The 25,620-nt window shown below is 51.8% G+C and carries 25 protein-coding genes; 9 read left to right on the top strand and 16 right to left on the bottom strand.

The window, feature by feature from the left end; genetic code table 11:
• Positions 1-210 precede the first annotated feature (210 nt).
• Positions 211-783 carry a D-glycero-beta-D-manno-heptose 1,7-bisphosphate 7-phosphatase gene (gene gmhB, locus K0335_RS10060; RefSeq protein WP_001140174.1) on the bottom strand — a complete coding sequence of 191 codons (573 nt, stop codon included), beginning with the start codon at positions 781-783 and terminating at the stop codon, positions 211-213.
• A 187-nt stretch (positions 784-970) separates the two neighbouring features.
• On the opposite strand from gmhB, the gene metN reads away from it, so the two are divergent.
• The 7 genes from metN (at position 971) to K0335_RS10095 (ending at position 7,435) form a co-directional block, all read left to right on the top strand.
• A complete protein-coding gene (gene metN / locus K0335_RS10065) occupies positions 971-2,002 on the top strand; it encodes a methionine ABC transporter ATP-binding protein MetN (protein WP_000593991.1) in 1,032 nt (343 codons plus the stop codon).
• Positions 1,995-2,648 (top strand): methionine ABC transporter permease MetI, encoded by a 654-nt coding sequence (locus tag K0335_RS10070; RefSeq protein ID WP_001294600.1) that lies wholly within the window; start codon positions 1,995-1,997, stop codon positions 2,646-2,648. Before metN ends, K0335_RS10070 begins: the two co-directional genes overlap by 8 nt.
• A gap of 39 nt (positions 2,649-2,687) precedes the next feature.
• Positions 2,688-3,503, top strand: coding sequence for a methionine ABC transporter substrate-binding lipoprotein MetQ (metQ, locus tag K0335_RS10075; protein WP_219393810.1), 816 nt, complete (start codon positions 2,688-2,690; stop codon positions 3,501-3,503).
• Positions 3,504-3,620: 117 nt separating this feature from the next.
• Positions 3,621-4,025 carry an Rcs stress response system protein RcsF gene (gene rcsF, locus K0335_RS10080; RefSeq protein WP_001202321.1) on the top strand — a complete coding sequence of 135 codons (405 nt, stop codon included), beginning with the start codon at positions 3,621-3,623 and terminating at the stop codon, positions 4,023-4,025.
• Positions 4,022-4,729, top strand: a complete 708-nt coding sequence (tsaA, locus tag K0335_RS10085; RefSeq protein WP_024224770.1) for a tRNA (N6-threonylcarbamoyladenosine(37)-N6)-methyltransferase TrmO — start codon at positions 4,022-4,024, stop codon at positions 4,727-4,729. Before rcsF ends, tsaA begins: the two co-directional genes overlap by 4 nt.
• Positions 4,730-4,839: 110 nt before the next feature.
• Positions 4,840-6,558, top strand: a complete 1,719-nt coding sequence (proS, locus tag K0335_RS10090; RefSeq protein ID WP_001260696.1) for a proline--tRNA ligase — start codon at positions 4,840-4,842, stop codon at positions 6,556-6,558.
• Positions 6,559-6,610: 52 nt separating this feature from the next.
• Complete coding sequence (locus K0335_RS10095) at positions 6,611-7,435, top strand: YaeF family permuted papain-like enzyme (RefSeq protein ID WP_104920495.1); 825 nt, start codon at positions 6,611-6,613, stop codon at positions 7,433-7,435.
• A 155-nt stretch (positions 7,436-7,590) separates the two neighbouring features.
• Here the strand turns inward: K0335_RS10095 and nlpE are convergent, their stop codons facing one another.
• The 3 genes from nlpE to K0335_RS10110 are packed head-to-tail and all read right to left on the bottom strand — an operon-like array spanning position 7,591 to position 9,279.
• Positions 7,591-8,301: an envelope stress response activation lipoprotein NlpE gene (nlpE, locus tag K0335_RS10100; protein ID WP_104920496.1), complete on the bottom strand. Its 711-nt coding sequence runs from the start codon at positions 8,299-8,301 to the stop codon at positions 7,591-7,593.
• 13 nt (positions 8,302-8,314) lie between these two features.
• Entirely contained in the window at positions 8,315-8,737 is a 423-nt protein-coding gene (gene arfB, locus K0335_RS10105; protein WP_000605340.1) for an alternative ribosome rescue aminoacyl-tRNA hydrolase ArfB, read from the bottom strand.
• Positions 8,734-9,279 (bottom strand): YaeQ family protein, encoded by a 546-nt coding sequence (locus K0335_RS10110; protein WP_104920497.1) that lies wholly within the window; start codon positions 9,277-9,279, stop codon positions 8,734-8,736. The genes arfB and K0335_RS10110 overlap by 4 nt, the downstream gene beginning before the upstream one ends.
• Before the next feature lie 165 nt (positions 9,280-9,444).
• On the opposite strand from K0335_RS10110, the gene K0335_RS10115 reads away from it, so the two are divergent.
• Together K0335_RS10115 and rof are read left to right on the top strand one after the other, a co-directional pair.
• Complete coding sequence (locus tag K0335_RS10115) at positions 9,445-9,645, top strand: YaeP family protein (protein WP_000417058.1); 201 nt, start codon at positions 9,445-9,447, stop codon at positions 9,643-9,645.
• Positions 9,632-9,892 carry a Rho-binding antiterminator gene (gene rof / locus K0335_RS10120; protein WP_000062318.1) on the top strand — a complete coding sequence of 87 codons (261 nt, stop codon included), beginning with the start codon at positions 9,632-9,634 and terminating at the stop codon, positions 9,890-9,892. Before K0335_RS10115 ends, rof begins: the two co-directional genes overlap by 14 nt.
• 48 nt (positions 9,893-9,940) lie before the next feature.
• On the opposite strand, the gene tilS is transcribed toward rof, so the two are convergent.
• From tilS to bamA, 12 genes are all read right to left on the bottom strand, one after another.
• Positions 9,941-11,239, bottom strand: a complete 1,299-nt coding sequence (gene tilS / locus K0335_RS10125; protein ID WP_104920498.1) for a tRNA lysidine(34) synthetase TilS — start codon at positions 11,237-11,239, stop codon at positions 9,941-9,943.
• Between the two features lie 64 nt (positions 11,240-11,303).
• A complete protein-coding gene (locus K0335_RS10130) occupies positions 11,304-11,693 on the bottom strand; it encodes a VOC family protein (RefSeq protein WP_000901098.1) in 390 nt (129 codons plus the stop codon).
• Positions 11,694-11,749: 56 nt separating this feature from the next.
• Positions 11,750-13,891 (bottom strand): lysine decarboxylase LdcC, encoded by a 2,142-nt coding sequence (gene ldcC, locus K0335_RS10135; protein ID WP_104920499.1) that lies wholly within the window; start codon positions 13,889-13,891, stop codon positions 11,750-11,752.
• Between the two features lie 97 nt (positions 13,892-13,988).
• Positions 13,989-14,948, bottom strand: a complete 960-nt coding sequence (accA, locus tag K0335_RS10140) for an acetyl-CoA carboxylase carboxyl transferase subunit alpha (RefSeq protein WP_000055746.1) — start codon at positions 14,946-14,948, stop codon at positions 13,989-13,991.
• 12 nt (positions 14,949-14,960) lie between these two features.
• Positions 14,961-18,443 carry a DNA polymerase III subunit alpha gene (dnaE, locus tag K0335_RS10145; RefSeq protein WP_104920500.1) on the bottom strand — a complete coding sequence of 1,161 codons (3,483 nt, stop codon included), beginning with the start codon at positions 18,441-18,443 and terminating at the stop codon, positions 14,961-14,963.
• A gap of 36 nt (positions 18,444-18,479) precedes the next feature.
• The gene (gene rnhB / locus K0335_RS10150) at positions 18,480-19,076 is read right to left on the bottom strand and encodes a ribonuclease HII (RefSeq protein WP_000569402.1); all 597 of its coding nucleotides are present in this window, start codon (positions 19,074-19,076) and stop codon (positions 18,480-18,482) included.
• Positions 19,073-20,221 (bottom strand): lipid-A-disaccharide synthase, encoded by a 1,149-nt coding sequence (gene lpxB, locus K0335_RS10155; protein WP_104920502.1) that lies wholly within the window; start codon positions 20,219-20,221, stop codon positions 19,073-19,075. Before lpxB ends, rnhB begins: the two co-directional genes overlap by 4 nt.
• Positions 20,221-21,009 carry an acyl-ACP--UDP-N-acetylglucosamine O-acyltransferase gene (lpxA, locus tag K0335_RS10160; protein ID WP_000565966.1) on the bottom strand — a complete coding sequence of 263 codons (789 nt, stop codon included), beginning with the start codon at positions 21,007-21,009 and terminating at the stop codon, positions 20,221-20,223. The genes lpxB and lpxA overlap by 1 nt, the downstream gene beginning before the upstream one ends.
• A 3-nt stretch (positions 21,010-21,012) precedes the next feature.
• Entirely contained in the window at positions 21,013-21,468 is a 456-nt protein-coding gene (fabZ, locus tag K0335_RS10165) for a 3-hydroxyacyl-ACP dehydratase FabZ (protein WP_000210739.1), read from the bottom strand.
• Positions 21,469-21,572: 104 nt separating this feature from the next.
• Positions 21,573-22,598, bottom strand: a complete 1,026-nt coding sequence (gene lpxD / locus K0335_RS10170; RefSeq protein WP_001139282.1) for a UDP-3-O-(3-hydroxymyristoyl)glucosamine N-acyltransferase — start codon at positions 22,596-22,598, stop codon at positions 21,573-21,575.
• 3 nt (positions 22,599-22,601) lie between these two features.
• Entirely contained in the window at positions 22,602-23,087 is a 486-nt protein-coding gene (skp, locus tag K0335_RS10175; protein ID WP_002431677.1) for a molecular chaperone Skp, read from the bottom strand.
• Positions 23,088-23,210: 123 nt separating this feature from the next.
• The gene (gene bamA, locus K0335_RS10180) at positions 23,211-25,619 is read right to left on the bottom strand and encodes an outer membrane protein assembly factor BamA (protein WP_001240914.1); all 2,409 of its coding nucleotides are present in this window, start codon (positions 25,617-25,619) and stop codon (positions 23,211-23,213) included.
• Between the last annotated feature and the right edge of the window lies 1 nt (position 25,620).

The raw sequence follows: 25,620 nt of genomic DNA on the forward strand, positions 1-25,620 counted from the left end.
GCTTTCAGCTCACTGTCGCGAGGTGGCGTATATTACGCTTTCCTCTTTCAGAGTCAACCCTGAATTTCAGGATTTTTCTCTTCAACCGAACCGGCTGTTTGTGTGAAGTGATTCACATCCGCCGTGTCGATGGAGGCGCATTATAGGGAGTCGTCTCAGGAAGACAAGCGGAAAAATGCATTTTTATTTCAACCGCTCATCTTTTAATCATTACGCCGGTTTTTGCTGCTTTTTTATCGCTTGCGGCAGGTCTGCCAGGCTATTTAACACCCAATCCGCCGCGTTTTCTGCTTCAGGCGTAATAGGTTTTCCCGTACGCACCAGCACTTTTGTTCCCACGTTCGCCGCAGCCGCTGCCTGCATATCTTCTAATTTATCGCCCACCATATAAGAAGCGGCCATATCAATATGCAAATAATCGCGTGCTGACAAAAGCATCCCCGGATGTGGTTTGCGGCAGTCGCAGACCTGGCGAAACTCTTCAACACTACCCTGCGGATGATGCGGGCAATAATAGATACCATCCAGATCGACATCGCGGTCCGCCAGCGACCAGTCCATCCACTCGGTCAGCGTTTCAAACTGTGCTTCAGTAAATTTACCGCGAGCAATGCCAGACTGGTTGGTTACTACCACCAGCGCAAAGCCCATTTTTTTTAGCTCGCGCATGGCGTCAATGACACCGTCGATAAATTCAAAGTTGTCGATCTCATGGACATAGCCGTGATCGACATTAATGGTGCCATCACGGTCAAGAAAAATTGCGGGTACGCTCTTCGCCACCTTTTATAGCTCCTTAATAAGGCATGTGACGCTAGTATCGCATGTTTCGACCTGCAAGAAAGTGCTCTTCGCATAAACCTGATTGATTTAGACGTCTGGATGCCTTAACATCCATTTCATTGACGGCTTTGACCGTTTCAGGCATTCGAAATGCCACGACTAACTTAATGACGATAATAAATAATCAATGATAAAACTTTCGAATATCACCAAAGTGTTCCACCAGGGCACCCGCACCATCCAGGCGTTGAACAACGTCAGCCTGCATGTGCCAGCTGGACAAATTTATGGCGTTATCGGTGCCTCAGGCGCGGGTAAAAGTACGCTTATCCGTTGTGTAAACCTGCTGGAGCGCCCAACCGAGGGTAGCGTGCTGGTCGATGGTCAGGAACTGACCACGCTGTCAGAATCCGAGTTGACCAAAGCTCGCCGCCAGATTGGTATGATTTTCCAGCATTTTAACCTGCTCTCTTCGCGTACTGTTTTTGGCAACGTAGCGCTGCCGCTGGAGCTGGACAACACGCCGAAAGACGAGATTAAACGTCGCGTGACAGAATTACTGTCATTGGTTGGTCTTGGCGATAAGCATGATAGCTACCCGTCGAATCTTTCCGGTGGACAGAAACAACGTGTGGCGATTGCCCGTGCGTTAGCCAGCAATCCCAAAGTATTGCTGTGTGATGAGGCCACCAGCGCGCTGGACCCGGCAACAACACGTTCTATTCTCGAACTGCTGAAAGACATCAATCGTCGTCTGGGTTTGACGATTCTGTTGATCACCCACGAAATGGACGTTGTGAAGCGCATTTGTGATTGCGTGGCGGTGATCAGTAATGGCGAGTTGATCGAGCAGGACACGGTAAGTGAAGTGTTCTCGCATCCGAAAACGCCGCTAGCGCAGAAGTTTATTCAGTCGACCCTGCATCTGGATATCCCGGAAGACTATCAGGAACGACTGCAAGCGGAACCATTCGCTGACTGCGTGCCGATGCTGCGTCTGGAGTTTACCGGTCAATCGGTCGATGCCCCGCTGCTTTCTGAAACCGCGCGTCGTTTCAACGTCAACAACAACATTATTAGCGCGCAGATGGATTACGCCGGTGGCGTTAAGTTCGGCATCATGCTGACTGAAATGCACGGCACACAACAAGATACGCAAGCCGCCATTGCCTGGCTGCAAGAACACCATGTAAAAGTAGAGGTACTGGGTTATGTCTGAGCCGATGATGTGGCTGCTGGTTCGTGGCGTATGGGAAACGCTGGCAATGACCTTCGTATCCGGTTTTTTTGGATTTGTGATTGGTCTGCCGGTTGGTGTCCTGCTTTATGTCACGCGTCCGGGGCAAATTATTGCTAACGCGAAGCTGTATCGTACCGTTTCTGCGATTGTGAACATTTTCCGATCCATCCCGTTCATTATCTTGCTGGTATGGATGATTCCGTTTACTCGCGTTATTGTCGGTACATCGATTGGTTTGCAGGCAGCGATTGTTCCGCTGACCGTTGGTGCAGCACCGTTTATTGCCCGTATGGTCGAGAACGCTCTGCTGGAGATCCCAACCGGGTTAATTGAAGCTTCCCGCGCAATGGGTGCCACGCCAATGCAGATCGTGCGCAAAGTGCTGTTACCGGAGGCGTTGCCAGGTCTGGTGAATGCAGCAACTATCACCCTGATTACTCTGGTCGGTTATTCCGCAATGGGTGGCGCAGTCGGTGCCGGTGGTTTGGGTCAGATTGGCTATCAGTATGGCTACATCGGTTACAACGCGACGGTGATGAATACGGTACTGGTATTGCTGGTCATTCTGGTTTATTTAATTCAGTTCGCAGGCGACCGCATCGTCCGGGCTGTCACTCGCAAGTAACGTTCAACACAACATAAATAATTGAAGAAGGAATAAGGTATGGCGTTCAAATTCAAAACCTTTGCGGCAGTGGGAACCCTGATTGGATCACTGGCACTGGTAGGCTGCGGTCAGGATGAAAAAGATCCAAACCACATTAAAGTCGGCGTGATTGTTGGTGCCGAACAGCAGGTTGCAGAAGTCGCGCAGAAAGTCGCGAAAGACAAATATGGCCTGGACGTTGAGCTGGTCACCTTCAACGACTATGTTCTGCCAAACGAAGCATTGAGCAAAGGCGATATCGACGCCAACGCCTTCCAGCATAAACCGTACCTTGATCAGCAACTGAAAGATCGTGGCTACAAACTGGTCGCAGTAGGCAACACGTTTGTGTATCCGATTGCCGGTTACTCCAAGAAAATCAAATCGCTGGATGAACTGCAGGATGGTTCGCAGGTTGCCGTGCCAAACGACCCGACTAACCTTGGTCGTTCACTGCTGCTGCTGCAAAAAGTGGGCTTGATCAAACTGAAAGATGGCGTTGGCCTGTTGCCAACAGTTCTTGATGTTGTTGAGAACCCAAAAAACCTGAAAATTGTTGAGCTGGAAGCACCGCAGCTGCCGCGCTCTCTGGACGACGCGCAAATCGCTCTGGCAGTTATCAATACCACCTATGCCAGCCAGATTGGCCTGACTCCAGCGAAAGACGGTATCTTTGTTGAAGATAAAGAGTCCCCGTACGTAAACCTGATCGTAACGCGTGAAGATAACAAAGACGCCGAGAACGTGAAGAAATTCGTCCAGGCTTATCAGTCTGACGAAGTTTACGAAGCAGCAAACAAAGTGTTTAACGGCGGCGCTGTTAAAGGCTGGTAATTTTTAGGCTGTTTCCACAATTTGTAATATCATTCAGGACGGGCGCTTGCCCGTCTTGTCATTTTTACAAGCTCCTGATTCAATATTGACGTTTTGATCATACATTGAGGAAATACTATGCGTGCTTTACCGATCTGTTTAGTAGCACTCATGCTAAGCGGCTGTTCCATGTTAAGCAGATCCCCTGTCGAACCCGTTCAAAGCACTGCACCCCAGCCGAAAGCGGAGCCTGCAAAACCGAAAGCACCGCGCGCCGCGCCGGTCCGAATTTATACCAATGCAGAAGAGTTAGTCGGCAAACCATTCCGCGATCTCGGTGAAGTCAGTGGCGATTCTTGCCAGGCCTCTAATCAGGACTCTCCGCCGAGCATTCCAACCGCGCGTAAGCGGATGCAAATCAATGCCTCTAAAATGAAAGCCAATGCGGTATTACTGCATAGCTGCGAAGTTACCAGCGGTACGCCAGGCTGCTATCGTCAGGCTGTATGTATCGGTTCTGCGCTTAACATTACGGCGAAATGAGCAGTTTTCAGTTCGAGCAAATAGGCGTTATTCGCTCGCCCTATAAAGAAAAATTCGCCGTTCCGCGCCAGCCAGGTCTGGTAAAAAGCGCCAACGGTGAACTGCATCTCATTGCTCCCTACAACCAGGCCGACGCCGTTCGCGGCCTGGAAGCGTTTAGCCATTTATGGATCCTTTTTGTCTTTCATCAAACAATGGAAGGCGGCTGGCGTCCGACTGTGCGTCCACCGCGCCTCGGCGGTAACGCCAGAATGGGCGTTTTCGCCACACGCTCTACTTTCCGCCCTAACCCGATTGGTATGTCGCTGGTAGAGCTGAAGGAAGTTATTTGTCATAAAGATAGCGTGATTCTGAAGCTCGGCAGTCTGGATCTGGTCGATGGTACGCCGGTGGTAGATATCAAACCGTATCTTCCCTTTGCCGAATCGCTTCCTGATGCCAGTGCCAGCTATGCGCAAAGTGCACCAGCGGCAGAGATGGCGGTGAGTTTTACCTTAGAGGTCGAAAAGCAGCTTTTGACATTGGAGAAGCGCTATCCGCAGTTAACGCTGTTTATCCGCGAAGTACTGGCGCAGGACCCGCGTCCAGCCTATCGTAAAGGTGAGGAAACGGGCAAAACCTATGCCGTCTGGCTGCATAATTTTAACGTTCGCTGGCGCGTCACCGACGCTGGTTTTGAAGTCTTTGCGCTGGAACCGCGTTAAATTCGCGCCCTTCTCTTTTGACATTTCTTTTGCACTGGTAAACTAAATCACTTTTTTTGTCCCAGGCTCGCCTTGAGCCTGCTCTACCTTCCAACTGGAACCGTAACAACATGCGTACTAGCCAATACCTGCTCTCCACTCTTAAGGAGACACCTGCCGACGCCGAGGTGATCAGCCATCAGCTGATGTTACGCGCCGGGATGATCCGCAAGCTGGCCTCCGGGTTATACACCTGGCTGCCGACCGGCGTGCGCGTTCTGAAAAAAGTCGAAAACATCGTGCGTGAAGAGATGAACAACGCCGGTGCGATCGAGGTGTTAATGCCGGTGGTTCAGCCATCTGAACTGTGGCAAGAGAGTGGTCGTTGGGAACAGTATGGCCCGGAATTGCTGCGTATTGCTGACCGTGGTGACCGTCCGTTCGTACTTGGCCCAACTCATGAAGAAGTGATTACCGACCTGATTCGTAACGAGCTGAGCTCTTACAAACAGCTGCCGCTGAACTTCTATCAGATCCAGACCAAGTTCCGTGATGAAGTGCGCCCGCGTTTCGGCGTCATGCGTTCCCGCGAATTCCTGATGAAAGATGCTTACTCTTTCCATACTTCTCAGGAATCCCTGCAGGAAACCTACGATGCAATGTATGCGGCCTACAGCAAAATCTTCAGCCGCATGGGGCTGGATTTCCGCGCCGTACAGGCCGACACCGGTTCTATCGGCGGCAGCGCCTCTCACGAATTCCAGGTGCTGGCGCAGAGCGGTGAAGACGATGTGGTCTTCTCCGACACCTCTGACTATGCAGCGAACATTGAGCTGGCAGAAGCTATCGCGCCGAAAGAACCGCGCGCTGCTGCTACCCAGGAAATGACGCTGGTTGATACGCCGAACGCGAAAACCATCGCTGAACTGGTAGAACAATTCAATCTGCCGATTGAAAAAACGGTTAAGACTCTGCTGGTTAAAGCCGTTGAAGGCAGTAGCTTCCCGCTGGTTGCGCTGCTGGTTCGCGGTGACCACGAGCTGAACGAAGTTAAAGCTGAGAAACTGCCGCAGGTTGCAAGCCCGCTGACTTTCGCGACTGAAGAAGAAATTCGTGCCGTGGTTAAAGCCGGTCCGGGTTCACTGGGCCCGGTAAACATGCCGATTCCGGTAGTAATTGACCGTACTGTTGCGGCGATGAGTGATTTTGCTGCTGGTGCTAACATCGATGGCAAACACTACTTCGGTATCAACTGGGATCGCGATGTCGCAACCCCGGAAGTTGCGGATATCCGTAACGTAGTGGCTGGCGATCCAAGCCCGGATGGCCAGGGTACGCTGCTGATCAAACGTGGTATCGAAGTCGGTCACATCTTCCAGCTGGGTACTAAGTACTCCGAAGCACTTAAAGCCTCCGTTCAGGGTGAAGATGGCCGTAATCAGATCCTGACTATGGGTTGCTACGGTATCGGCGTAACGCGCGTAGTAGCTGCGGCAATTGAGCAGAACTACGACGAACGCGGCATCGTATGGCCTGACGCTATCGCACCTTTCCAGGTGGCGATTCTGCCGATGAACATGCACAAATCCTTCCGCGTACAGGAGCTTGCTGAGAAACTGTACAGCGAACTGCGCGCACAGGGTATCGAAGTGCTGCTGGATGATCGCAAAGAACGTCCGGGCGTGATGTTTGCTGATATGGAACTGATCGGTATTCCGCACACTATCGTGTTGGGCGACCGTAACCTCGACAACGACGATATCGAATACAAATACCGTCGTAACGGTGAGAAACAGTTAATTAAGACCGGTGACATCGTCGATTATCTGGTGAAACAGATTAAAGGCTGATGCCAGAAAGGGTCCTGAATTTCAGGGCCCTTTATTACATGGATTGTATAAAATGGATAAACCAAAGGCGTACTGCTGCCTGCTTCTCCCCTGCTTTCTTTTCCTTTCGGCCTGTACCGTTGATATCAGCCAGCCAGACTCATCAGCCACAGCGGTAGATGCCGAGGCAAAAACATGGGCAGTCAAATTCCAGCATCAAAGCTCTTTCACCGAACAATCAATAAAAGAAATAACAGAACCTGATCTCAAACCCGGCGATTTACTGTTCTCCTCAAGCCTCGGGGTAACCTCATTTGGTATCCGCGTCTTCAGCACTTCCTCAGTGAGCCACGTTGCAATCTTTTTAGGAGATAATAACGTTGCAGAAGCGACAGGAGATGGCGTCCAGATTGTTTCCCTTAAAAAAGCGATGAAGCATAGTGATAAGCTTTTCGTCTTACGAGTCCCGGATCTTACCCCGCAACAAGCCACAGAAATTACCGCGTTTGCCAATAAAATCAAAGATAGCGGTTATAACTATCGCGGCATTGTCGAATTTATTCCATTTATGGTGACTCGCCAGATGTGCTCACTGAATCCGTTCTCCGAGGATTTTCGCCAACAGTGCGTCAGCGGCCTGGCGAAAGCGCAGTTAAGCAGTGTGAGCGAAGGAGACAAAAAGTCGTGGTTTTGTTCGGAATTTGTCACTGATGCATTTGCCAAAGCCGGACATCCGCTTACGCTGGCACAGTCTGGCTGGATTAGCCCTGCCGATCTGATGCATATGCGTACTGGCGATGTCTCTGCGTTTAAGCCAGAAACGCAATTAGAGTATATTGGGCACTTGAAGCCAGGGATTTATATCAAAGCGGGTCGCTTCGTTGGGTTAACTCAGTGATAAAAGCCAGCCTCTTCCACAAAATGCCGGATGAGGCGTGAGCGCCTTACCCGGCCTACAAAATCGTGCTAATACAAAATGTTGCATTATTGGCTGTAGGCCTGATAAGCGCTGCGCATCAGGCAATTTTTCGTTTGTTTCTGTCTCACGATGGCTTACTGCCCCAAACTACTGCAATCCTGGTGCGGGTAAAATTTACCTGCCGTATCGGGCGCAAATACTTTGGTCGGCGCACCAGTATCCGGATTAGCCTCAAGCGTAAAGTGACCTTCTACTGACAGTAACACCGGTTTCTCGCTGTTGCCGCGGGCAACCAAATAGCCCCGTTCCAGCTCAGCGTTATTCGCTACCATGAAACGTTTTCCGGTCGCACAATCAGTAAAGGTTGCCGCATCAGCCATATAAAAATACATGCCGCGTAGAGTCATCGGCGTCACTGGCAGGCTGGACTTTGCCGGTTCCAGTGTATAGTTGAACTGCGATTCGATCGGATTGCCTTCACGATCGAGCATCTCCAGCGCATCTCCTTTCGCCCGATAATATGACTTTTCACCTTTACTGTCGGTTAATACCAGTTTGTCAGCGGTTCGCGCCCATGTACCGTAGGAGGCGAAAGAGGAAGGTTCTTCACGAGCCCCCAGATAACGCTCATTCATCACCCAGGTTCCATCTTTTTCGAGGAACAGAGAGGTTTCGATACCTTCGCAATCAGCACACGGCAGCACGCCGCGCCAGCTTTGCGGCATCGGCTTCAGTTCAGCGGCCTGCGCCGGAAAAAGCGTATCGACTTCGGCTCGATTATTACATCCCATCAGAGTAAAGAGGCTGATTACAGCCATCGCTGTCACTATCGCTTTTTTCACCATCCATTCCTTCTTTTTATTCCCGACCGCCGCGCACTTTGCCGCGCAACGCCTTCACGCTTGATTTTTGTGCTTTCGATACCAGCCTGCGCTCTTTTGATGCGCGGGTAGGTCGTGTCGGTCGTCGGGCTTTTTGTTCTGTTGTTAATTCTTTAATCACTGCCACCAGCCGAGCCAGCGCCGCTTCGCGGTTCAGTTCCTGGCTGCGGTATTCCTGTGCCTTGATGACTATCACTCCATCGCTGCTAATCAGATGATGGCTGGCAGCGAGCAGGCGCTCTTTGTAATACTCTGGCAGGCTGGACGCTCGAATGTCAAAACGCAGATGAATAGCCGTTGAGGTCTTATTAACATGCTGTCCGCCCGCGCCCTGCGCACGAATGGCGGTGATCTCAAACTCGCCATCGGGGATAGCCACATGTCGGGAAATCATAATCATGAAGGTTGTTGCCAGGCGATTAAGTTTACTTCCAGATTATTCTTATCATCCGATAACCAAATCACCCCATCCTGAATCGTTGCCTGCAGCGTCATGGTACGATCGGCAAAGGCGCTCACTTTTGCCAGTTGCTCATCGTCCAGATACCAGACGGAAAGATTGGAAAACTGCGCACATTTGCTCTGATTTTGCTGCCACCAGATTTGCGCCGCCCGACTATTATAGGCAAACAGCGCCACTTCTGCGGCCTGGGTGCAGGCTTTCTTAATCCGCCGCTCATCCGGCAATCCCAGTTCAATCCACAAATCAATGCCCAGATGATCATTACGCAGCCACGCTTCCGGCTCATCATCGGCACACAAACCTCGGGTAAATTGCAGACGCTCATCGGCATATTTCAGCCACGCCAGCAGGCGCAGCATCATGCGCTCCTGGGTTTCTGAAGGGTGGCGCGCCAGCGTCAGAGAGGCATCGAGAAACTGGTTGCGGTCGAGATCGGCCACATTAACCGTCGCTTTATAAATTGTCGCTTTAAGCGCCATAAGAAAACTCCTTTCGAATCAGGAGGCCATTGTAACGGAATACGTGCAGTTGCGACGCTGATATTGCAGAAATGAGTGTGGTATAGTCACCTTGCGAAACAGAGTTTATCTTCGTAGGCTTAGACTTGCATCCACGGTTAAGTCAGAGTGCTGACAGGAGGGCATGTGGAAAAATATTGTGAGTTAATACGCAAGCGGTACGCGGAAATCGCCAGCGGAGACTTAGGATACGTTCCGGACGCGCTGGGCTGCGTTTTGAAAGTGCTGAATGAAATGGCTGCCGACGATGCCCTTTCTGAGGCTGTCAGGGAAAAAGCAGCATACGCTGCGGCAAACTTACTGGTGAGCGATTATGTCAATGAATGATACGTATCAACCAATCAATTGTGATGATTACGATAATCTTGAGCTCGCCTGCCAGCATCATTTAATGCTGACACTTGAGCTGAAAGATGGCGAAAAACTGCAGGGGAAGGCCAGCGATTTAGTCTCCCGCAAAAATGTGGAATATCTGGTCGTCGAAGCTGCTGGCGAAACCCGCGAGCTACGTCTGGATAAAATTACCAGCTTTAGCCACCCGGAAATCGGTACGGTGGTGGTGAGCGAGTCCTGATTGACTTTCGCCGGATGCGACGTTTGATGCGTCTTATCCGGCTTTCACTTAACTAAGCGTTTTCTGCCAGACAAAACTGACGCCATTCTCACCTTCAGCCACACCTTCTTGCGTCACAAATACCTCTGCCGCTGCAATCAGCGTTTCGCCATAAAACAGCAGTGGCGTGGTGTCACGCAACCACGGCGGTACGCCCAGTTCCTGCCAGATTTTCTTTAACTTACGCCCACCATTGCGCCCGACAATATGCAGCAATCCTGGCGCTTTGAAACGCACGCTGACCGCTTCGTCTGCACGCGGAGGGCGAATATCGCCTCCCGCAGTAAGCTGTACACTTCCCAGCGCCGCCGGTAATTCCAGCGGTTGTAACCACGTCTGCCACGGCACAATGGTTTCGCTTTGCCCAGTGACGGATTTGATCCACCACAGTTGCGATTGATAGCGGCGGATTTCAAACGCCCCCAAACGTAAACAGGGGGAAGCATCTTCTCGCGCCAGCGCCACTTCCTGCCAGATCCTCACCAACGCGTCGCGGGAAGGCATCGGTGCATTCTGCCCTGCAAGCCAGCGGCGAATAATCGCCGCGCGACGGGCATCACTCATCGCCAGCATTGGCGCAATCTGCAGCGTTCCCTGCGGCGTTTGACAGTGTGCTAAATCATCCACCAGCAGTTCATCCAACAGGCTCTCTTGCTCAGCACAAAGTGCGGCGCTGCGGGCCGTTGCTTCGGCAAAATGCGGCCAACGCTGCTGCAATAACGGCACTACGCGCAGGCGCAGGAAGTTACGATCGTATGAGTCGTCCTGATTACTTTCGTCTTCAATCCAACGTAAACCATGCGCCAACGCCCACTGCTCCAGTTCTCCCCGCGTGCGGGCGAGCAACGGGCGGATAAGCCGCGTTCCGGCAAACTCCGAGATTTCCGCCATAGCCGAAAGCCCTGCAGGACCGCTACCGCGTTTTAGCGCCAGCAGAAAGGTTTCACATTGATCGTCGAGATGTTGCGCGGTGACCAGCACTTCACCGGGCAACAAGGTGCGGGCAAATGCCTGATAACGCGCCTGCCGCGCCTGGGCCTCAATGCCCAGTCCTTCTTGCGCAAGTTGCACGCGCTCGACCACCAGCGGCACCTGCCACTGTTGGCAGATGTTCTCGCAATGCCTAACCCAGGCATCGGCATTGGCACTTAAACCGTGATGCACATGGATAGCGCGTAGAGTGACGCCCGGATTTTCCGTCCGCCACTGCACCAACTGATGCAGCAGAACGGTGGAGTCAAGCCCGCCGCTAAAGGCCACCAGAATCTGGCGTGAGGTGAGAAGTTGTCTATTGAGCGTGAGTGTCATGATGGTGCGATTTTACAGTAGCAATGCCCGGCACGTTACCGGGCAAATGCGGCGATGACAAGCCTTACTGCTCATACAGTTCCAACGGCAGCCCGTCAGGATCGTTAAAGAACGTGAAGCGTTTTTGCGTATACGGGTCGACACGGATGGCTTCACATTTCACGTTATGGCTTTCAAGGTGCGCCACTGCCGCATCGATATCATCAACGCTAAAAGCCAGATGACGCAGGCCGCAAGCCTCCGGTCGGCTGGGGCGCTCCGGCGGGAACGGAAATGAGAAAAGCTCAATCACATATTGCCCATTAAGCGCCAAATCCCCTTTCCACGAATCGCGCGCTTCGCGATAGACTTCGCTTTGCAGCGTGAAACCGAGAATATCGCAGTAGAAAGCTTTGCTCACCGCATAATCCGTCGCAATAATCGCAATATGATGAACCTGTTTTAAACCCAGCATAACGTCTCCTTTATTTGTTAACAGCACGTTACTCGCCCGGAAGCCGCTCTGGCAAGTTATCCCGCCATTTTTAGGACTCGTACGCGGTAAACGCCATCTTCGTCCTGTTTCGCGCCGTGAATATCCGTTTCAAAGCCGGGGTAGCGCTGGCCCACTGAACAGAGCATCAGCAGAAAATCGAGTACCGTGCGGCTCTCCTCGGTCAGCATTTCTCCTGGCATCAGTAGCGGTACGCCAGGCGGATAAGGCAGGATCATATTTGCCGATACTCTACCGACCAGTTGTTCCAGCGCAATGGTTTCTACTTCACCTTTAATCTGTCGTTGCCATGCCTGATGTGGCGTCATGATCATCTCCGGTAAAGTATCAAATGCCCGCAACATCAAACCGGGAAGATCGTGTTTACGAACCAGCTTATGTATCCCTTGCGCCAGATCCTGAATACGCATATTGCGATAAAAATCGGGATCTTCTGCATAGAGATCGGGCAGCATATTTTTGATCCGCAGGTTGAGATCGTAAGAGCGCTTAAATTCCGTCAACCCACGCAATAATCCCATTGCTTTGGTTTTATCGATGCCAATACTAAAGAGAAACAGCAGGTTATAAGGGCCGGTTTTCTCTACTACGATCCCACGTTCGTCGAGGAATTTTGCCACCAGCGCCGCCGGGATCCCCTCATCGCTCATATTGCCCTGCTCGTCCATCCCCGGTGTCAAAATAGTGACTTTAACCGGATCGAGAAACATATGATCGGCATCCGCATCGTTAAAGCCGTGCCACTGTTCGCCAGGCGCAACGGGCCAGCATTCGGCTTCATCCACCTGCGGCGGTTGCCAGATATCGAAAAACCAGCCATCAGACTCTTCCCGCAGCCGCTGGACCTCTTTGCGAAAATGCAGCGCTCGTTCTACTGAACGGTTAATCAGCCGTTTGCCCGGATTACCACGCAGCATCGCCGCCGCTGTCTCAACCGAAGCAACAATGGGATAACTGGGCGAAGTGGTGGTATGCATCATAAAGGCTTCATTAAACGCCTCTTCGTCGTACTCACCTTTAATGTGGATCAGTGATGCCTGCGACAACGCCGCCAGCATTTTGTGGGTCGATTGCGTTTCGAAGAAAACTTTTCCTGCCACCCGATCGCCACTCATACCACTTTTGCCCTGATAGATCGGATGAAAATGAGTATACGGGACCCAGGCGGAATCGAAGTGGATCGAGGGGACATCCAGCGTCTGTTTGATCCAGTCGGTGTTGTAGAGCAAGCCATCATAGGTTGAGTTGGTGATCACCGCATGAACCGGCCATTGTGCCTGCGTGGTAGCAGCGACTTTCTCTTCGATACTGTCGCGGGTAAATTCTCGTCGCGGGATCCCACCCAGAATCCCCAACGCATTACGCGTCGGTTTCAGCCAGACCGGCACTACATCGTTCATCATCAACAGATGCGCCAGTGATTTATGGCAGTTGCGGTCAATTAACAGCGTACTGCCGGATGGCGCGGCGTACATACCCACAATTTTGTTCGACGTCGATGTTCCGTTGGTGACAATATAACTCTGTTCCGCGCCGAAAGTCCGTGCGATGTACTCTTCCGCTTCCAGATGTGGCCCGGTGTGGTCGAGCAACGAACCAAGCTCGGTTACCGAAATAGAGACGTCCGCCTTGAGGGTATTCCCGCCGAAAAAATCATAAAACAGACAGCCTACCGGGCTTTTCTGATACGCGGTGCCGCCCATATGCCCCGGCGTACAAAAGGTGTACTTCCGCTCTTTGACATAAGTAAACAAGGCTTTAGTGAATGGCGGGGTAATGTTATCGAGATATTCGTTGGTGTACTGACGAATACGAATGGCGATATCTTCTGCCTGCCCCAGCGCATATTCAAAGAACCAGAGCGCCATCCGCATATCCTGCACGCTGACATCCATCGTCGAGTGAGTATTGATGAAGGCATAAAGCGGGAGATATTCATTAAGTTGATTGATATCGCTACATAAATCGAGATTGTATTCATCCCAGTCAAAAATCACGCCGCATATTCGTGGGTTGTGTTCGATAAATTTCAGCAAATCAACGCTGTTTTGTGGCCAGATAATCTGAAAACCTTGCGCCACCAGCGCCGACTCCAGTTCTTTGATGGGCTCATCTTTATAAAAGACGCCATGCGGTCCCATAATGGCAATGATATTCATGTGTTCCTCCTGGAAAATCCTTCCTTAATCATAGCCCGCTCAAACCATGGCGATAAAAAAGGGCCACCGAAGTGACCCTTTTCAGAACATTTGCTGTTTACGCGTAACCGTAGCTCATCAGGCGCTGATAACGACGATTTTTTAAATCTTCAGTACTTAACACGTCGAGATCGGCCAGATCCGCCAGCAGTTGCGCTTTCAGAGACGCCGCCATCGCTTCCGGGTTACGGTGAGCGCCGCCCAGCGGTTCCGGGATGATGGAGTCGATCAGTTTCAGTTCTTTCAGACGCGGAGCGATGATACCCATCGCTTCAGCCGCCAGCGGTGCTTTGTCGGCGCTCTTCCACAGAATGGACGCACAACCTTCCGGCGAGATAACGGAATAGGTGCTGTATTGCAGCATATTCACTTTATCGCCCACGCCAATCGCCAGCGCGCCGCCAGAACCACCTTCACCGATAACGGTGCAGATAGTCGGTACGCTAAGGCGAGACATTTCACGCAGGTTGCGTGCAATGGCTTCAGACTGACCGCGCTCTTCTGCGCCCACGCCCGGATAAGCCCCCGGGGTGTCGATAAAGGTGATGATTGGCATCTTAAAGCGTTCAGCCATTTGCATCAGACGCAGTGCTTTGCGGTAACCTTCTGGCGCTGGCATACCAAAGTTACGGCGAATTTTTTCTTTGGTTTCACGACCTTTTTGATGACCAATGATCATCACCGGACGACCATCGAGACGGGCGATCCCCCCGACGATAGCTTTATCGTCTGCATACGCGCGGTCGCCAGCCAGTTCGTCAAATTCATCAAAGGCCAGGCGAACGTAATCCAAGGTATAAGGACGCTGTGGATGGCGTGCCAGTTGCGCAATCTGCCATGCACCGAGATCGGCGAAGATTTTACGCGTCAGTTCTACGCTTTTTTCACGCAGACGATGCACTTCTTCATCGATATTAATATCCAGTTTCTCATCCTGGCGGCTAACCGCAGTCAGAGAATCGATTTTCGCTTCCAGCTCTGCAATCGGCTGTTCAAAATCAAGGAAATTCAGACTCATAGTATTCCTGTATTAGTCAAACTCCAGTTCCACCTGCTCCGAACCAATGAGGCCACGGAGATCGTTTAATAAACGATCGCTCGGAGAGACACGCCACGTCGCGCCAAAACGCAACCGCGCGCGTGCATCCGCCCTCTGATAGTAGAGATGTACTGGAATTGTCCCAGAGCGGTGGGGTTCCAGAGACTGACGGAGTCGGTTTAAAAGCTGGTCATCAATTTGCCTGTCCGTCAGCGAGATAGCAAGCCCGCGAGCATATTTTTCCCGGGCTTCGTCAATATCCATCACTTCGCGAGCGGTCATTTTAAGTCCACCGCTGAAGTCATCAAAGCTGACCTGTCCGCTGACGATAAGTATGCGGTCTTTTTCCAGCAATTGCTGGTATTTATCCAGGGCGTCAGTAAACAACATCACTTCCAGCCGCCCGGAACGGTCATCCAGCGTGCAGATACCGATACGATTGCCGCGCTTGGTGACCATAACCCGCGCAGCAACAACGAGCCCCGCAGCCGTGGTGACTTTACCACGTTCTGTCGGGTGCATGTCTTTCAGCCTTACGCCTCCGACATAACGCTCAATCTCTTTTAAATACTGGTTGATAGGGTGTCCCGTCAGGTACAGACCTAACGTTTCACGTTCCCCATCTAATACCACCTGCTCCGGCCACGGTTGGCAGCTGGCGTAGGATTGTTCAATTTGTTCCGGCTCTTCGGCCAGCACGCCGAACATATCGGCCTGACCGATAGCTTCCGCTTTCGCGTGTTGATCTGCCGCTTTTAACGCATCGCCCAGCGAGTTCATCAGCGCCGCGCGGTGTGGCCCAAGACGGTCAAACGCCCCGGACATGATCAGTTTTTCCAGCACTCGCCGGTTTAACTTTTTGGTGTCTGTACGGGCGCAGAGATCAAACAATTCACGGAAATAGCCGCCTTTATTACGGGCTTCAATGATCGCCTCAATCGGACCTTCACCTACCCCTTTGATCGCGCCAATACCATACACGATTTCGCCGTCGTCGTTGACGTGGAAATGGTAAAGACCGGAGTTTATATCTGGTGGCAGGATTTTCAGCCCCATCCGCCAGCACTCATCCACCAGGCCCACCACCTTCTCGGTGTTGTCCATATCGGCGGTCATTACTGCCGCCATAAACTCCGCTGGATAGTGCGCTTTCAGCCATAACGTTTGATATGAAACCAAAGCATAGGCCGCAGAGTGCGATTTGTTAAATCCGTAACCGGCGAATTTCTCCACCAGGTCGAAGATTTTCATCGCCAGTTCGGCGTTGATCCCGTTCTTTTCTGCACCTTCAGCAAATACAGAACGCTGCTTGGCCATCTCTTCCGGCTTTTTCTTACCCATCGCACGACGCAGCATATCCGCGCCACCGAGGGTATAACCAGAAAGCACCTGAGCAATCTGCATGACCTGTTCCTGATACAGGATGATGCCGTAGGTTGGCTCCAGTACCGGTTTCAGGCTTTCATGCTGCCACTGCACATCCGGATAGGAGATCTCTTCGCGACCATGTTTACGGTCGATAAAGTTATCCACCATCCCTGATTGCAACGGACCGGGACGGAATAGCGCCACCAGTGCGATCATATCTTCGAAGCAGTCAGGTTGCAGACGTTTGATCAGGTCCTTCATGCCGCGCGATTCAAGCTGGAATACCGCCGTGGTTTCAGAGCGTTGCAGCATGTCGAAACTTTTCTTGTCATCCAGCGGGATCGCGGCGATATCCAGCGGCGGCTCGCCATTCTTCGCCCGCCGCTTGTTGATCATCTCCAGCGCCCAGTTGATGATGGTGAGTGTACGCAAACCAAGGAAGTCGAACTTCACCAGCCCGGCGTATTCAACGTCACTTTTATCAAACTGGGTAACCGGATGTTTGCCCTCTTCATCGCAATAAAGCGGCGCAAAATCGGTAATTTTGGTCGGCGCGATAACCACCCCACCGGCGTGCTTACCAGCGTTACGGGTGACCCCTTCCAGTTTGCGCGCCATGTCGATCAGCGCCTTAACTTCTTCATCCGCTTCGTAGATTTCCGGCAGTTGCGGCTCGGCTTCAAACGCTTTCGCCAGCGTCATCCCCGGATCGGGCGGGATCAGTTTCGAGATACGATCGACAAATCCGTACGGATGCCCCAGTACACGACCTACGTCGCGGATCACCGCTTTCGCCGCCATCGTACCGAAGGTGATGATCTGCGATACCGCATCGCGACCGTACATGTCCGCCACGTGTTCGATAACCTGGTCACGTTTCTCCATACAGAAGTCAACGTCGAAGTCAGGCATGGAGACACGTTCCGGGTTAAGGAAACGTTCGAACAGCAGGTCAAACTCCAGCGGATCGAGGTCGGTAATTTTCAGCGCGTAAGCCACCAGTGACCCTGCACCAGAACCACGGCCTGGCCCTACCGGTACGCCGTTATCTTTCGACCACTGGATAAATTCCATAACGATGAGGAAGTAACCCGGGAAGCCCATCTGGTTGATAACCTGAAGTTCAGTATCCAGACGTTCGTCATACTCCGGGCGACGCTTAAGACGTTCTTCCTCGTCAGGGAATAAAAACGCCAGACGCTCTTCCAGGCCTTCTTTTGCACGCTTGACCAGATAATCTTCAGTGCTCATGTCCCCGGTCGGGAACTGCGGCAGGAAGTATTCACCGAGACGCACAGTCACGTTACAGCGTTTGGCGATCTCAACAGTGTTGGCAAGGGCTTCGGGGATGTCGGCAAACAGCTCGCACATCTCCTCTTCGCTGCGCATATATTGCTGCGGCGAATAATTACGCGGGCGTTTGGGATCGTCGAGAGTAAAGCCGTCATGGATCGCGACACGGATTTCGTGCGCGTCAAAGTCGCTGCTGTCGATAAAGCGCACGTCATTGGTCGCCACGACGGGCAAACCGCGCGCTTCCGCCAGCTCCACTGCCGCGTGCAGATAACTTTCTTCGTCCGGCCTGCCGGTGCGGATCAGCTCGAGAAAATAGCGATCCGGGAAGTGCTCTTCATAAAATGCAACGCACTCATCTAGCAGCGCGCTGTTACCACGCAAAAGACTGCGCCCGACGTCGCCCATGCGCCCGCCGGAAAGGAGGATCAGCCCTTCGTTTAATTCGATAAGCCAGTCGCGATCGATGATCGGCCCAGCGGCACCGTACCCGCGCTGATACGCTTTTGAGATCAGCAACGTCAGATTCTGATAGCCGGTATTGTTCGCCGCCAGCACCGTCAGGTGGGTTAACTCATCACCCAGCAGGTCGCACTGGACATTAAAATCTGCCCCGACGATGGGCTTAATCCCTGCGCCATGTCCCGCTCCGTAGAACTTCACCAGACCGCAAAGGTTGGTGAAATCGGTGATCGCCAGTGCTGGCATACCCAACGCCGCCGCCTTTTTTACCAGCGGCGCGGTTTTGGCCAGGCCATCGATCATCGAGTAGTCGCTGTGCACCCGCAGGTGTACGAAACGTGGTTCAGACATCTTCAGATTCCGGTTTACTTAATCTCGACACAAGAATCAGGACGCAAGTCCCAGTGCGCGTTTGACAGGCCCAAAGCTACGACGATGATGTTCAGTCGCGCCATATTCAGCCAGTTTTTCCAGATGAAAAGCAGTTGGATACCCTTTGTGTTGGGCAAAACCATATTGCGGGAAAACAATATCCAGCGCCGCCATTTCGGCGTCGCGCGTCACTTTCGCCAGGATGGACGCAGCACTGATTTCCGGTACGCGGCTATCGCCTTTCACCACTGCCATCGAAGGCATCGGTAATTTTGGGCAGCGGTTACCATCAATCAACACATATTCCGGCGCAATATGCAGCCCCGCGACGGCGCGCTGCATCGCCAGCATGGTCGCATGAAGAATGTTCAGTTCGTCGATTTCGTGGGGTTCCGCGCGGCCCAGACTCCAGCTCAACGCTTTCTCTTTGATCTCTTCACAGAGCGCCAGACGGCGTTTTTCGCTCAGCTTTTTGGAATCATTCAGCCCGGCAATTGGGCGCGCCGGGTCAAGGATCACCGCAGCGGTAACCACCGCGCCAACTAACGGCCCGCGTCCGACTTCATCCACACCCGCAACCAGATGCGTGTGCGGATAAACAAATTCGATCATTGTGCTAACTCCAGAACGGCTTGTGCCGCCTGCTCATCGGCATTGCAGCGGATCTGCTGATGCAGTTCACGGAAGGTATCGTGCATCGCGTGGCTGGTTTTCCCGTTCGCCAACAGCGGTAACAGCGCCGCAGCCAGTTTTTGCGGCTCACACTCTTCCTGCAATAATTCTTTAACTAACTCTCTGCCCGCCAGCAGGTTTGGCAGCGAGACATAATCGGTTTTCACCAGCCGCTTCGCCAACCAGAAGGTGAAAGGCTTCATGCGATACCCCACCACCATCGGGCATTTCGCCAGCATGCACTCCAGGGCTGCCGTACCCGACGCCAGTAGCGCCGCATCACTGGCGACCATCGCCTCACGGCCCATTCCATCCAGCAGATGAACAGCAAGGTCCGGTGCGACTTCAGCTTTGATACGCTCAAACTGCTCGCGGCGTTTGGCATTCACCAGCGGCACCACGATCTCGAGATCGGGATATGTCTGACGCAAAAGCTGGGCCGTTTTCAGGAAATCGGCACTCAGCATCTCCACTTCCGCACCACGACTTCCCGGCAGCAACGCAAGACAGTGAGCATCGTGAGGGATCCCCAGCACATCACGGGCGGCATTTTTATCTGGATCTAACGGCATGGCATCAGCCATGGTGTGACCGATAAAACGGCACGGCACGTTGTATTTGTCATAAAACGCTTTTTCGAAAGGCAGAAATGCGAGCACCAGATCGGTGGCTCTGCCTATTTTGAAAACGCGTTTCTGTCGCCACGCCCAGACGGACGGACTGACGTAATGAATGGTTTTGATACCCTGCTTTTTAAGATTACCTTCGAGGGTAATATTGAAGTCAGGCGCATCAATGCCGACAAAAACATCTGGCTTCAGTTCGCCAAAACGCTTTGTCAGATCGGCACGAATATGCAGTAAGCGACGCAGACGACCGAGCACTTCAACAATGCCCATCACCGCCAGCTCTTCCATTTCGTACCAGGCTTCGCAGCCTTCGGCCTGCATTCGTGGCCCGGCAACGCCAACAAAGCGAGCGTTGGGCACACGTTCTTTCAGAGCACGGATTAAACCGGCCCCCAGGATATCGCCGGAGGTTTCTCCGGCGACCAGGGCAATCGTTAATGGACGCTGTTCAGTCATTAACGAATCAGACCGCGCGTTGAGCGTGCAAAGAAATCGGTAAAGGCTTTCACTTCCGGATATGTTTCCGCAAGTTCGGCAATTTCCGGTTTCACTTCATCGAGCGTTTTACCGCTGCGATAAATCAGCTTATACGCATTGCGGATAGCGGTAATCGCCTCGCGGCTGAATCCGCGGCGCTTCAGCCCTTCGATATTGACACCGAACGGCGTTGCGTGGTTACCCTGCGCAATGACATAAGGAGGGACGTCCTGCGCCACACCGGAACAGCCGCCAACCATCACGTGCGCACCAATGATGCAGAACTGATGGACTGCGGTCATGCCGCCGATGATCGCGAAGTCGTCTACCGATACATGACCCGCCAGCGTTGCGTTGTTGGCGAGGATGCAGCGGTTACCTACCGTACAATCGTGCGCAATGTGCGCGTTGATCATCAGTAAGTTGTCGCTGCCCACCTTCGTCAATCCACCGCCCTGGACTGTGCCACGATGAATGGTGACGCTTTCGCGAATGCGGTTACGATCGCCGATTTCCACACGGGTCGGTTCGCCAGCATATTTCAGATCCTGGTTGACTTCGCCGATGGAGGCGAACTGATAAATCTCATTGTCGCGGCCAATTTTAGTATGACCATTCACGACAACGTGAGATTTCAGTACGGTACCCTCACCAATTTCGACATGGGGTCCAACGATACAAAAAGGACCAATGTGAGCGTTGGCGCCAATTGACGCGCCTTCTTCCACAATGGCGGTTGGATGCACAAAGGCGGATTTATCAATCACGTATCAGGCCTCCCGGCTACGAGCACACATCATCGTTGCTTCGCAAACTACTTTACCGTCGACCAGAGCAACCCCTTTAAAACGGGTCAGGCCGCGGCGCGTTTTTTCGAAAGTGACTTCCATGATCATTTGATCGCCTGGCACGACCGGGCGCTTGAAGCGCGCTTCGTCAATACCGGCGAAGTAGTACAGCTCGCCCGGTTCCAGTTTTCCTACGCTCTTAAACGCCAGAATACCTGTTGCCTGTGCCATTGCTTCCAGAATAAGCACACCCGGGAAAATCGGTTTTCCAGGAAAATGGCCCTGGAAGAATGGCTCATTGACAGAGACATTTTTTACTGCGCGCAGAAAACGACCTTCTTCAAAATCCAGCACGCGATCCACCAGTAAGAACGGGAAACGGTGCGGCAGAAGTTCTAAAATCTCTTCAATCTGCAGAGTATGAGTGTTAGTAGTCAAGATACTCTTCCTGTCAAAATATAAGAAACGACAATAATAACACGGCCTGCCGCAATCGTAAGAATGAGACAGGCCGTAAAGTTTGGCGAACAAAAGATGGAACGTTAGTCTTGTTGATTAACCTTGCGCTCAAGCGATTTCAAACGCTTGCTCATGTCATCAATGTTCATCACCAGTGCAGCGGTTTTGCGCCAGACTTTGTTGGGTTGCAGCGGAATGCCTGAGGAATAGACGCCTGGTTCAGTGATGGGACGCATCACCATACCCATGCCCGTAACCGTCACTTTGTCGCATATTTCCATATGCCCGTTGATTACGCTGGCTCCGCCGATCATGCAGTAACGACCAATTTTCAGGCTTCCCGCCATAATGACGCCACCGGCAACCGCCGTATTGTCGCCAATCACGACGTTATGTGCAATCTGGCACTGGTTATCAATGATCACGCCATTGCCAATAACGGTGTCATCCAGCGCACCGCGATCGATAGTAGTACAGGCACCGATCTCCACGCGATCGCCAATAATTACGCGACCAATCTGTGGGATCTTCACCCAGTTACCCCGATCGTTGGCATAGCCAAAGCCGTCTGCGCCTACCACTGTTCCGGACTGGATCAGGCAATTCTGACCGATTTGGATCTCATGGTAAATGGTTACGTTCGCCCAGAGACGCGAACCTGCACCGATTTTGCTGTTTTTACCTACGAAGCAACCGGCACCGATAATCACGTTATCGCCCAGTTCAACGCCGGACTCAATCACCGCGTTAGCGCCAATCGATACGTTGTTACCCAGCTTCGCCGTCGCGTCAATCACTGCACTGGGTGCAATGTTCTGCGCAGGCTGCGGCGTGGTATCTAAAATTTGCGCCATGCGTGCGTAAGTCAGGTAGGGGTTCTTCACTACCAGCGCGGCACTTTTCGCGAAAGGAAGATCGTCCTGGGTCATGACAACCGCGGACGCCTGGCACAAGCCTAAATGCTCACGGTATTTTGGGTTAACCATGAACGTAATGTGACCTGTTTGTGCAGATTGCATGGACGCAACGCCGGTGATGACGATATCGCCATCACCGTGTAGTTCTGCATCCAACTGCTGCGCTAAATCAGCCAGTCGAATTGAAGGCATTACTTATTTAACCTGTTTCAGTACGTCGGCAGTGATGTCTTTTACATCGCTGCTGTTGTAAGCAACGGCGTTTGCATCAACAACCAGATCGATATCCTGGCTGTTGGCAACGGATTTCACAGCAGTCTGGATACGAGTAACCAGTTTGCCGCGTTCTTCGTTGGAACGACGTGCACGATCCTGCTCAAAAGCCTGCGCTTTCTGAGCAAAAGTCTGGCGCTGAGCCATCACGTCTTTTTCCAGTTTGGTACGCTCGCTACCTGCTTTCATAGATTGCAGACGCTGCATCTTCGCTTGCAGGTCGCCTTCCATTTTTTGCAGTTCAGCTGCACGGCCTTTGAACTCATTTTCCAGCGTGTTAGATACGCCAGTTTTCTGTGCTACCTGTTGGAACAGGTTGCCCATGTTGACGATTGCAATTTTGTCAGCAGCCTGGGCAGACGTTACCATCGCTAAACCAAGACCTGCAGCTAATAACCACTTTTTCACAATAAACTCCTTACCATCCCATTTGCACCCGAAGGTGCAGTTCTTTGCGTGGCCTGGGCGATCCACATTGGGATCGCCAAAAGTCATCGCTACACTACCATTACATTCCTTTGCGAAGAACAATTACCAGGTTTTACCAATGTTAAACTGGAATTGTTCTGCTTTGTCTCCATCGTACTTTTTGAACGGCTGGGCGTAGGAGAACACCAACGGCCCCAATGGGGACATCCATTGTAATGCGATACCCGCAGACATACGGATATTGCCTGGATCACTATAGTCTGGATAATCAGGATATCTACTTGCTTGCCAGTTGGTATCCCAAACCGTACCCATATCCCAGAACAAGGAAGTACGAACTGAGTTAGCATATTTTTCGCTAATAAACGGTGTCGGTGTGATCAGCTCAAAGCTGGCAACCGCCATTGCATTACCACCCACGGCGTCATCAGATTGGCAACCATTACTCTCAGTACACTCTTCGTAATCATCGTACTCATCATTAGAAGAGTGAGCACCCTTTTTATAGACCGCTTTCGGACCAATAGTGTTGGACTGGAAGCCACGCACAGTGCTGGAACCACCGGCATAGAAGTTCTCATAGAACGGCATTTCTTTGCCGCCAATACCATCACCATAACCCCAGCGAGTACGCCCCAGGACAACCCATTTATGATCGTCATCGATCGGTACATAAGTCGCAGTGTCTAACGATAATTTGTAGTATTCGTTATCTGAACCAGGAATAGTGACTTTACCAGTCAGGTTTACGCGTGAACCATCTGTCGGGAAATAACCACGGTCAAGTTTGTTGTATGTCCAGCCGTAGTTAAAGGTGAAATCGTCAGCAGCAAAGCTGTCTTTACCATATTCACCCATTGATTCCAGATAACGATCCATTGCAACCTGTGGCTGCATATTGGACAGTTTGTTATGCACATAACCCAGGCCAGCACGCAGCGAGTTATACTCATTGATCGGGAAGCCGAGCGTTACGTCTGTACCATAACTTTTGTTGGTATAGTCAGACAGGTCAGCATCATCCGCCTGGAAATCATTATAGAAGATACGTCCGCCGAGGCTTACGCCATCAACAGTAAAATACGGGTTGGTAACAGACAGTTCGCTGTAGGTCTGGTAATCGTTTTTGGTACCGTTGATACCCACTGCATAACCTGTACCTAACCAGTTGTCTTGCTGTACACCCACCTGGAAGCTGACACCACTTTCAGTACCGTAGCCGATACCAAAGTTGAAGCTACCGGTGTTACGTTCTTTCACCTTGTAAACTACGTCAACTTGATCCGGGCTGCCGGGAACACGTTGTGTGTCAGTGTCGACGGTTTCAAAGTAACCCAGACGATTCAGACGCTCTTTCCCCTGATCAACCAGATCACTACCTAACCAGGCACCTTCCATCTGACGCATTTCACGACGCAGAACTGAATCTTTCGAGGTGTCGTTGCCTTCAAAACGGATTTTACGCACATAGAAACGGTTACCCGCATCAACGTTCACACGTAATTTAACGGTTTTGTCAGCATCGTTAATTTCAGGCATCGACTGTACACGCGGATAGGCATAACCGTAGCGACCCAGAAGCTTTTTAATATCATCTTCCATTTTGGTCACTTTGGTGCCGTTATACAGTTCACCCGGCTCGATTTTCGTCAATTCTTCGATTTCAGCGGAATGGCCTGCAAGGTTACCTGTCACTTGTACACCTGAAAGCTTGTATTGATCGCCTTCTGTAATGTTAACAGTGATGTAAATACCTTTTTTATCTGGCGTCAGGCTGACCTGAGTAGAATCGATGTTGAAACGCGCATAACCACGATCCAGATAATAACTACGCAGCGTTTCAAGGTCGCCTGCCAGTTTCTGTTTCTGGTATTTACGATCCCCCACCACGTTCCACCACGGTACTTCATCACGCAGTTGGAAATGGGAAATCAATTCGTTGGTAGTAAAAGCGTGGTTACCAACAATATTAATCTGTTGGATTGTTGCCGATACCCCTTCCTGGAAAACCAGTTTGAGATCGACACGGTTACGCGGCAAAGGCGTAACCACAGCTTTTACGCTGGCGCTATATTTACCGACGCTATAGTAGAAATCTTCCAGACCTTTTTCGATATCAGCAATGGTAGTGCGATCGAGAGATTCGCCCACACGCACGCCAGAAGCCTCCAGGTTTTGCTTCAGCATGTCATCTTTCACCGATTTGTTACCGGAGAAAGTGATGCTGGCAATTGTCGGGCGTTCTTTGACCTGAACCAGAAGAGTATCACCATCACGAAGGACACGGACATCCTCAAAGTTACCAGTGGCAAACAGTGCGCGTATGGTATTACTGATATCTTCATCATTAACCGTGTCGCCTGTGCGCACCGGCATACTGAGGAGGGCCGCACCAACGGCGACACGCTGTAGGCCTTCGAAATGAATATCTTTCACTACGAACCCTTCAGCACCGTATACGGTGGCGCTGCTAAACAGCAGCGACGCTATGAGCAACTTTTTCATCGCCATC

Source organism: Escherichia sp. GZ89, from assembly GCF_019366485.1.
Classification (GTDB): domain Bacteria; phylum Pseudomonadota; class Gammaproteobacteria; order Enterobacterales; family Enterobacteriaceae; genus Escherichia; species Escherichia fergusonii.

What these genes read in the sequence shown, in the direction of transcription:
- K0335_RS10130 (WP_000901098.1), bottom strand. Translation starts at nt 11,693, where the DNA reads ATGCTGGGTTTAAAACAGGTTCATCATATTGCGATTATTGCGACGGAT.
- nlpE (WP_104920496.1), bottom strand. Translation starts at nt 8,301, where the DNA reads ATGGTGAAAAAAGCGATAGTGACAGCGATGGCTGTAATCAGCCTCTTT.
- arfB (WP_000605340.1), bottom strand. Translation starts at nt 8,737, where the DNA reads ATGATTATGATTTCCCGACATGTGGCTATCCCCGATGGCGAGTTTGAG.
- proS (WP_001260696.1), top strand. Translation starts at nt 4,840, where the DNA reads ATGCGTACTAGCCAATACCTGCTCTCCACTCTTAAGGAGACACCTGCC.
- metN (WP_000593991.1), top strand. Translation starts at nt 971, where the DNA reads ATGATAAAACTTTCGAATATCACCAAAGTGTTCCACCAGGGCACCCGC.
- dnaE (WP_104920500.1), bottom strand. Translation starts at nt 18,443, where the DNA reads ATGTCTGAACCACGTTTCGTACACCTGCGGGTGCACAGCGACTACTCG.
- K0335_RS10110 (WP_104920497.1), bottom strand. Translation starts at nt 9,279, where the DNA reads ATGGCGCTTAAAGCGACAATTTATAAAGCGACGGTTAATGTGGCCGAT.
- metQ (WP_219393810.1), top strand. Translation starts at nt 2,688, where the DNA reads ATGGCGTTCAAATTCAAAACCTTTGCGGCAGTGGGAACCCTGATTGGA.
- tsaA (WP_024224770.1), top strand. Translation starts at nt 4,022, where the DNA reads ATGAGCAGTTTTCAGTTCGAGCAAATAGGCGTTATTCGCTCGCCCTAT.
- K0335_RS10095 (WP_104920495.1), top strand. Translation starts at nt 6,611, where the DNA reads ATGGATAAACCAAAGGCGTACTGCTGCCTGCTTCTCCCCTGCTTTCTT.
- K0335_RS10070 (WP_001294600.1), top strand. Translation starts at nt 1,995, where the DNA reads ATGTCTGAGCCGATGATGTGGCTGCTGGTTCGTGGCGTATGGGAAACG.
- rnhB (WP_000569402.1), bottom strand. Translation starts at nt 19,076, where the DNA reads ATGATCGAATTTGTTTATCCGCACACGCATCTGGTTGCGGGTGTGGAT.
- lpxB (WP_104920502.1), bottom strand. Translation starts at nt 20,221, where the DNA reads ATGACTGAACAGCGTCCATTAACGATTGCCCTGGTCGCCGGAGAAACC.
- ldcC (WP_104920499.1), bottom strand. Translation starts at nt 13,891, where the DNA reads ATGAATATCATTGCCATTATGGGACCGCATGGCGTCTTTTATAAAGAT.
- accA (WP_000055746.1), bottom strand. Translation starts at nt 14,948, where the DNA reads ATGAGTCTGAATTTCCTTGATTTTGAACAGCCGATTGCAGAGCTGGAA.
- tilS (WP_104920498.1), bottom strand. Translation starts at nt 11,239, where the DNA reads ATGACACTCACGCTCAATAGACAACTTCTCACCTCACGCCAGATTCTG.
- lpxD (WP_001139282.1), bottom strand. Translation starts at nt 22,598, where the DNA reads ATGCCTTCAATTCGACTGGCTGATTTAGCGCAGCAGTTGGATGCAGAA.
- bamA (WP_001240914.1), bottom strand. Translation starts at nt 25,619, where the DNA reads ATGGCGATGAAAAAGTTGCTCATAGCGTCGCTGCTGTTTAGCAGCGCC.
- rof (WP_000062318.1), top strand. Translation starts at nt 9,632, where the DNA reads ATGTCAATGAATGATACGTATCAACCAATCAATTGTGATGATTACGAT.
- rcsF (WP_001202321.1), top strand. Translation starts at nt 3,621, where the DNA reads ATGCGTGCTTTACCGATCTGTTTAGTAGCACTCATGCTAAGCGGCTGT.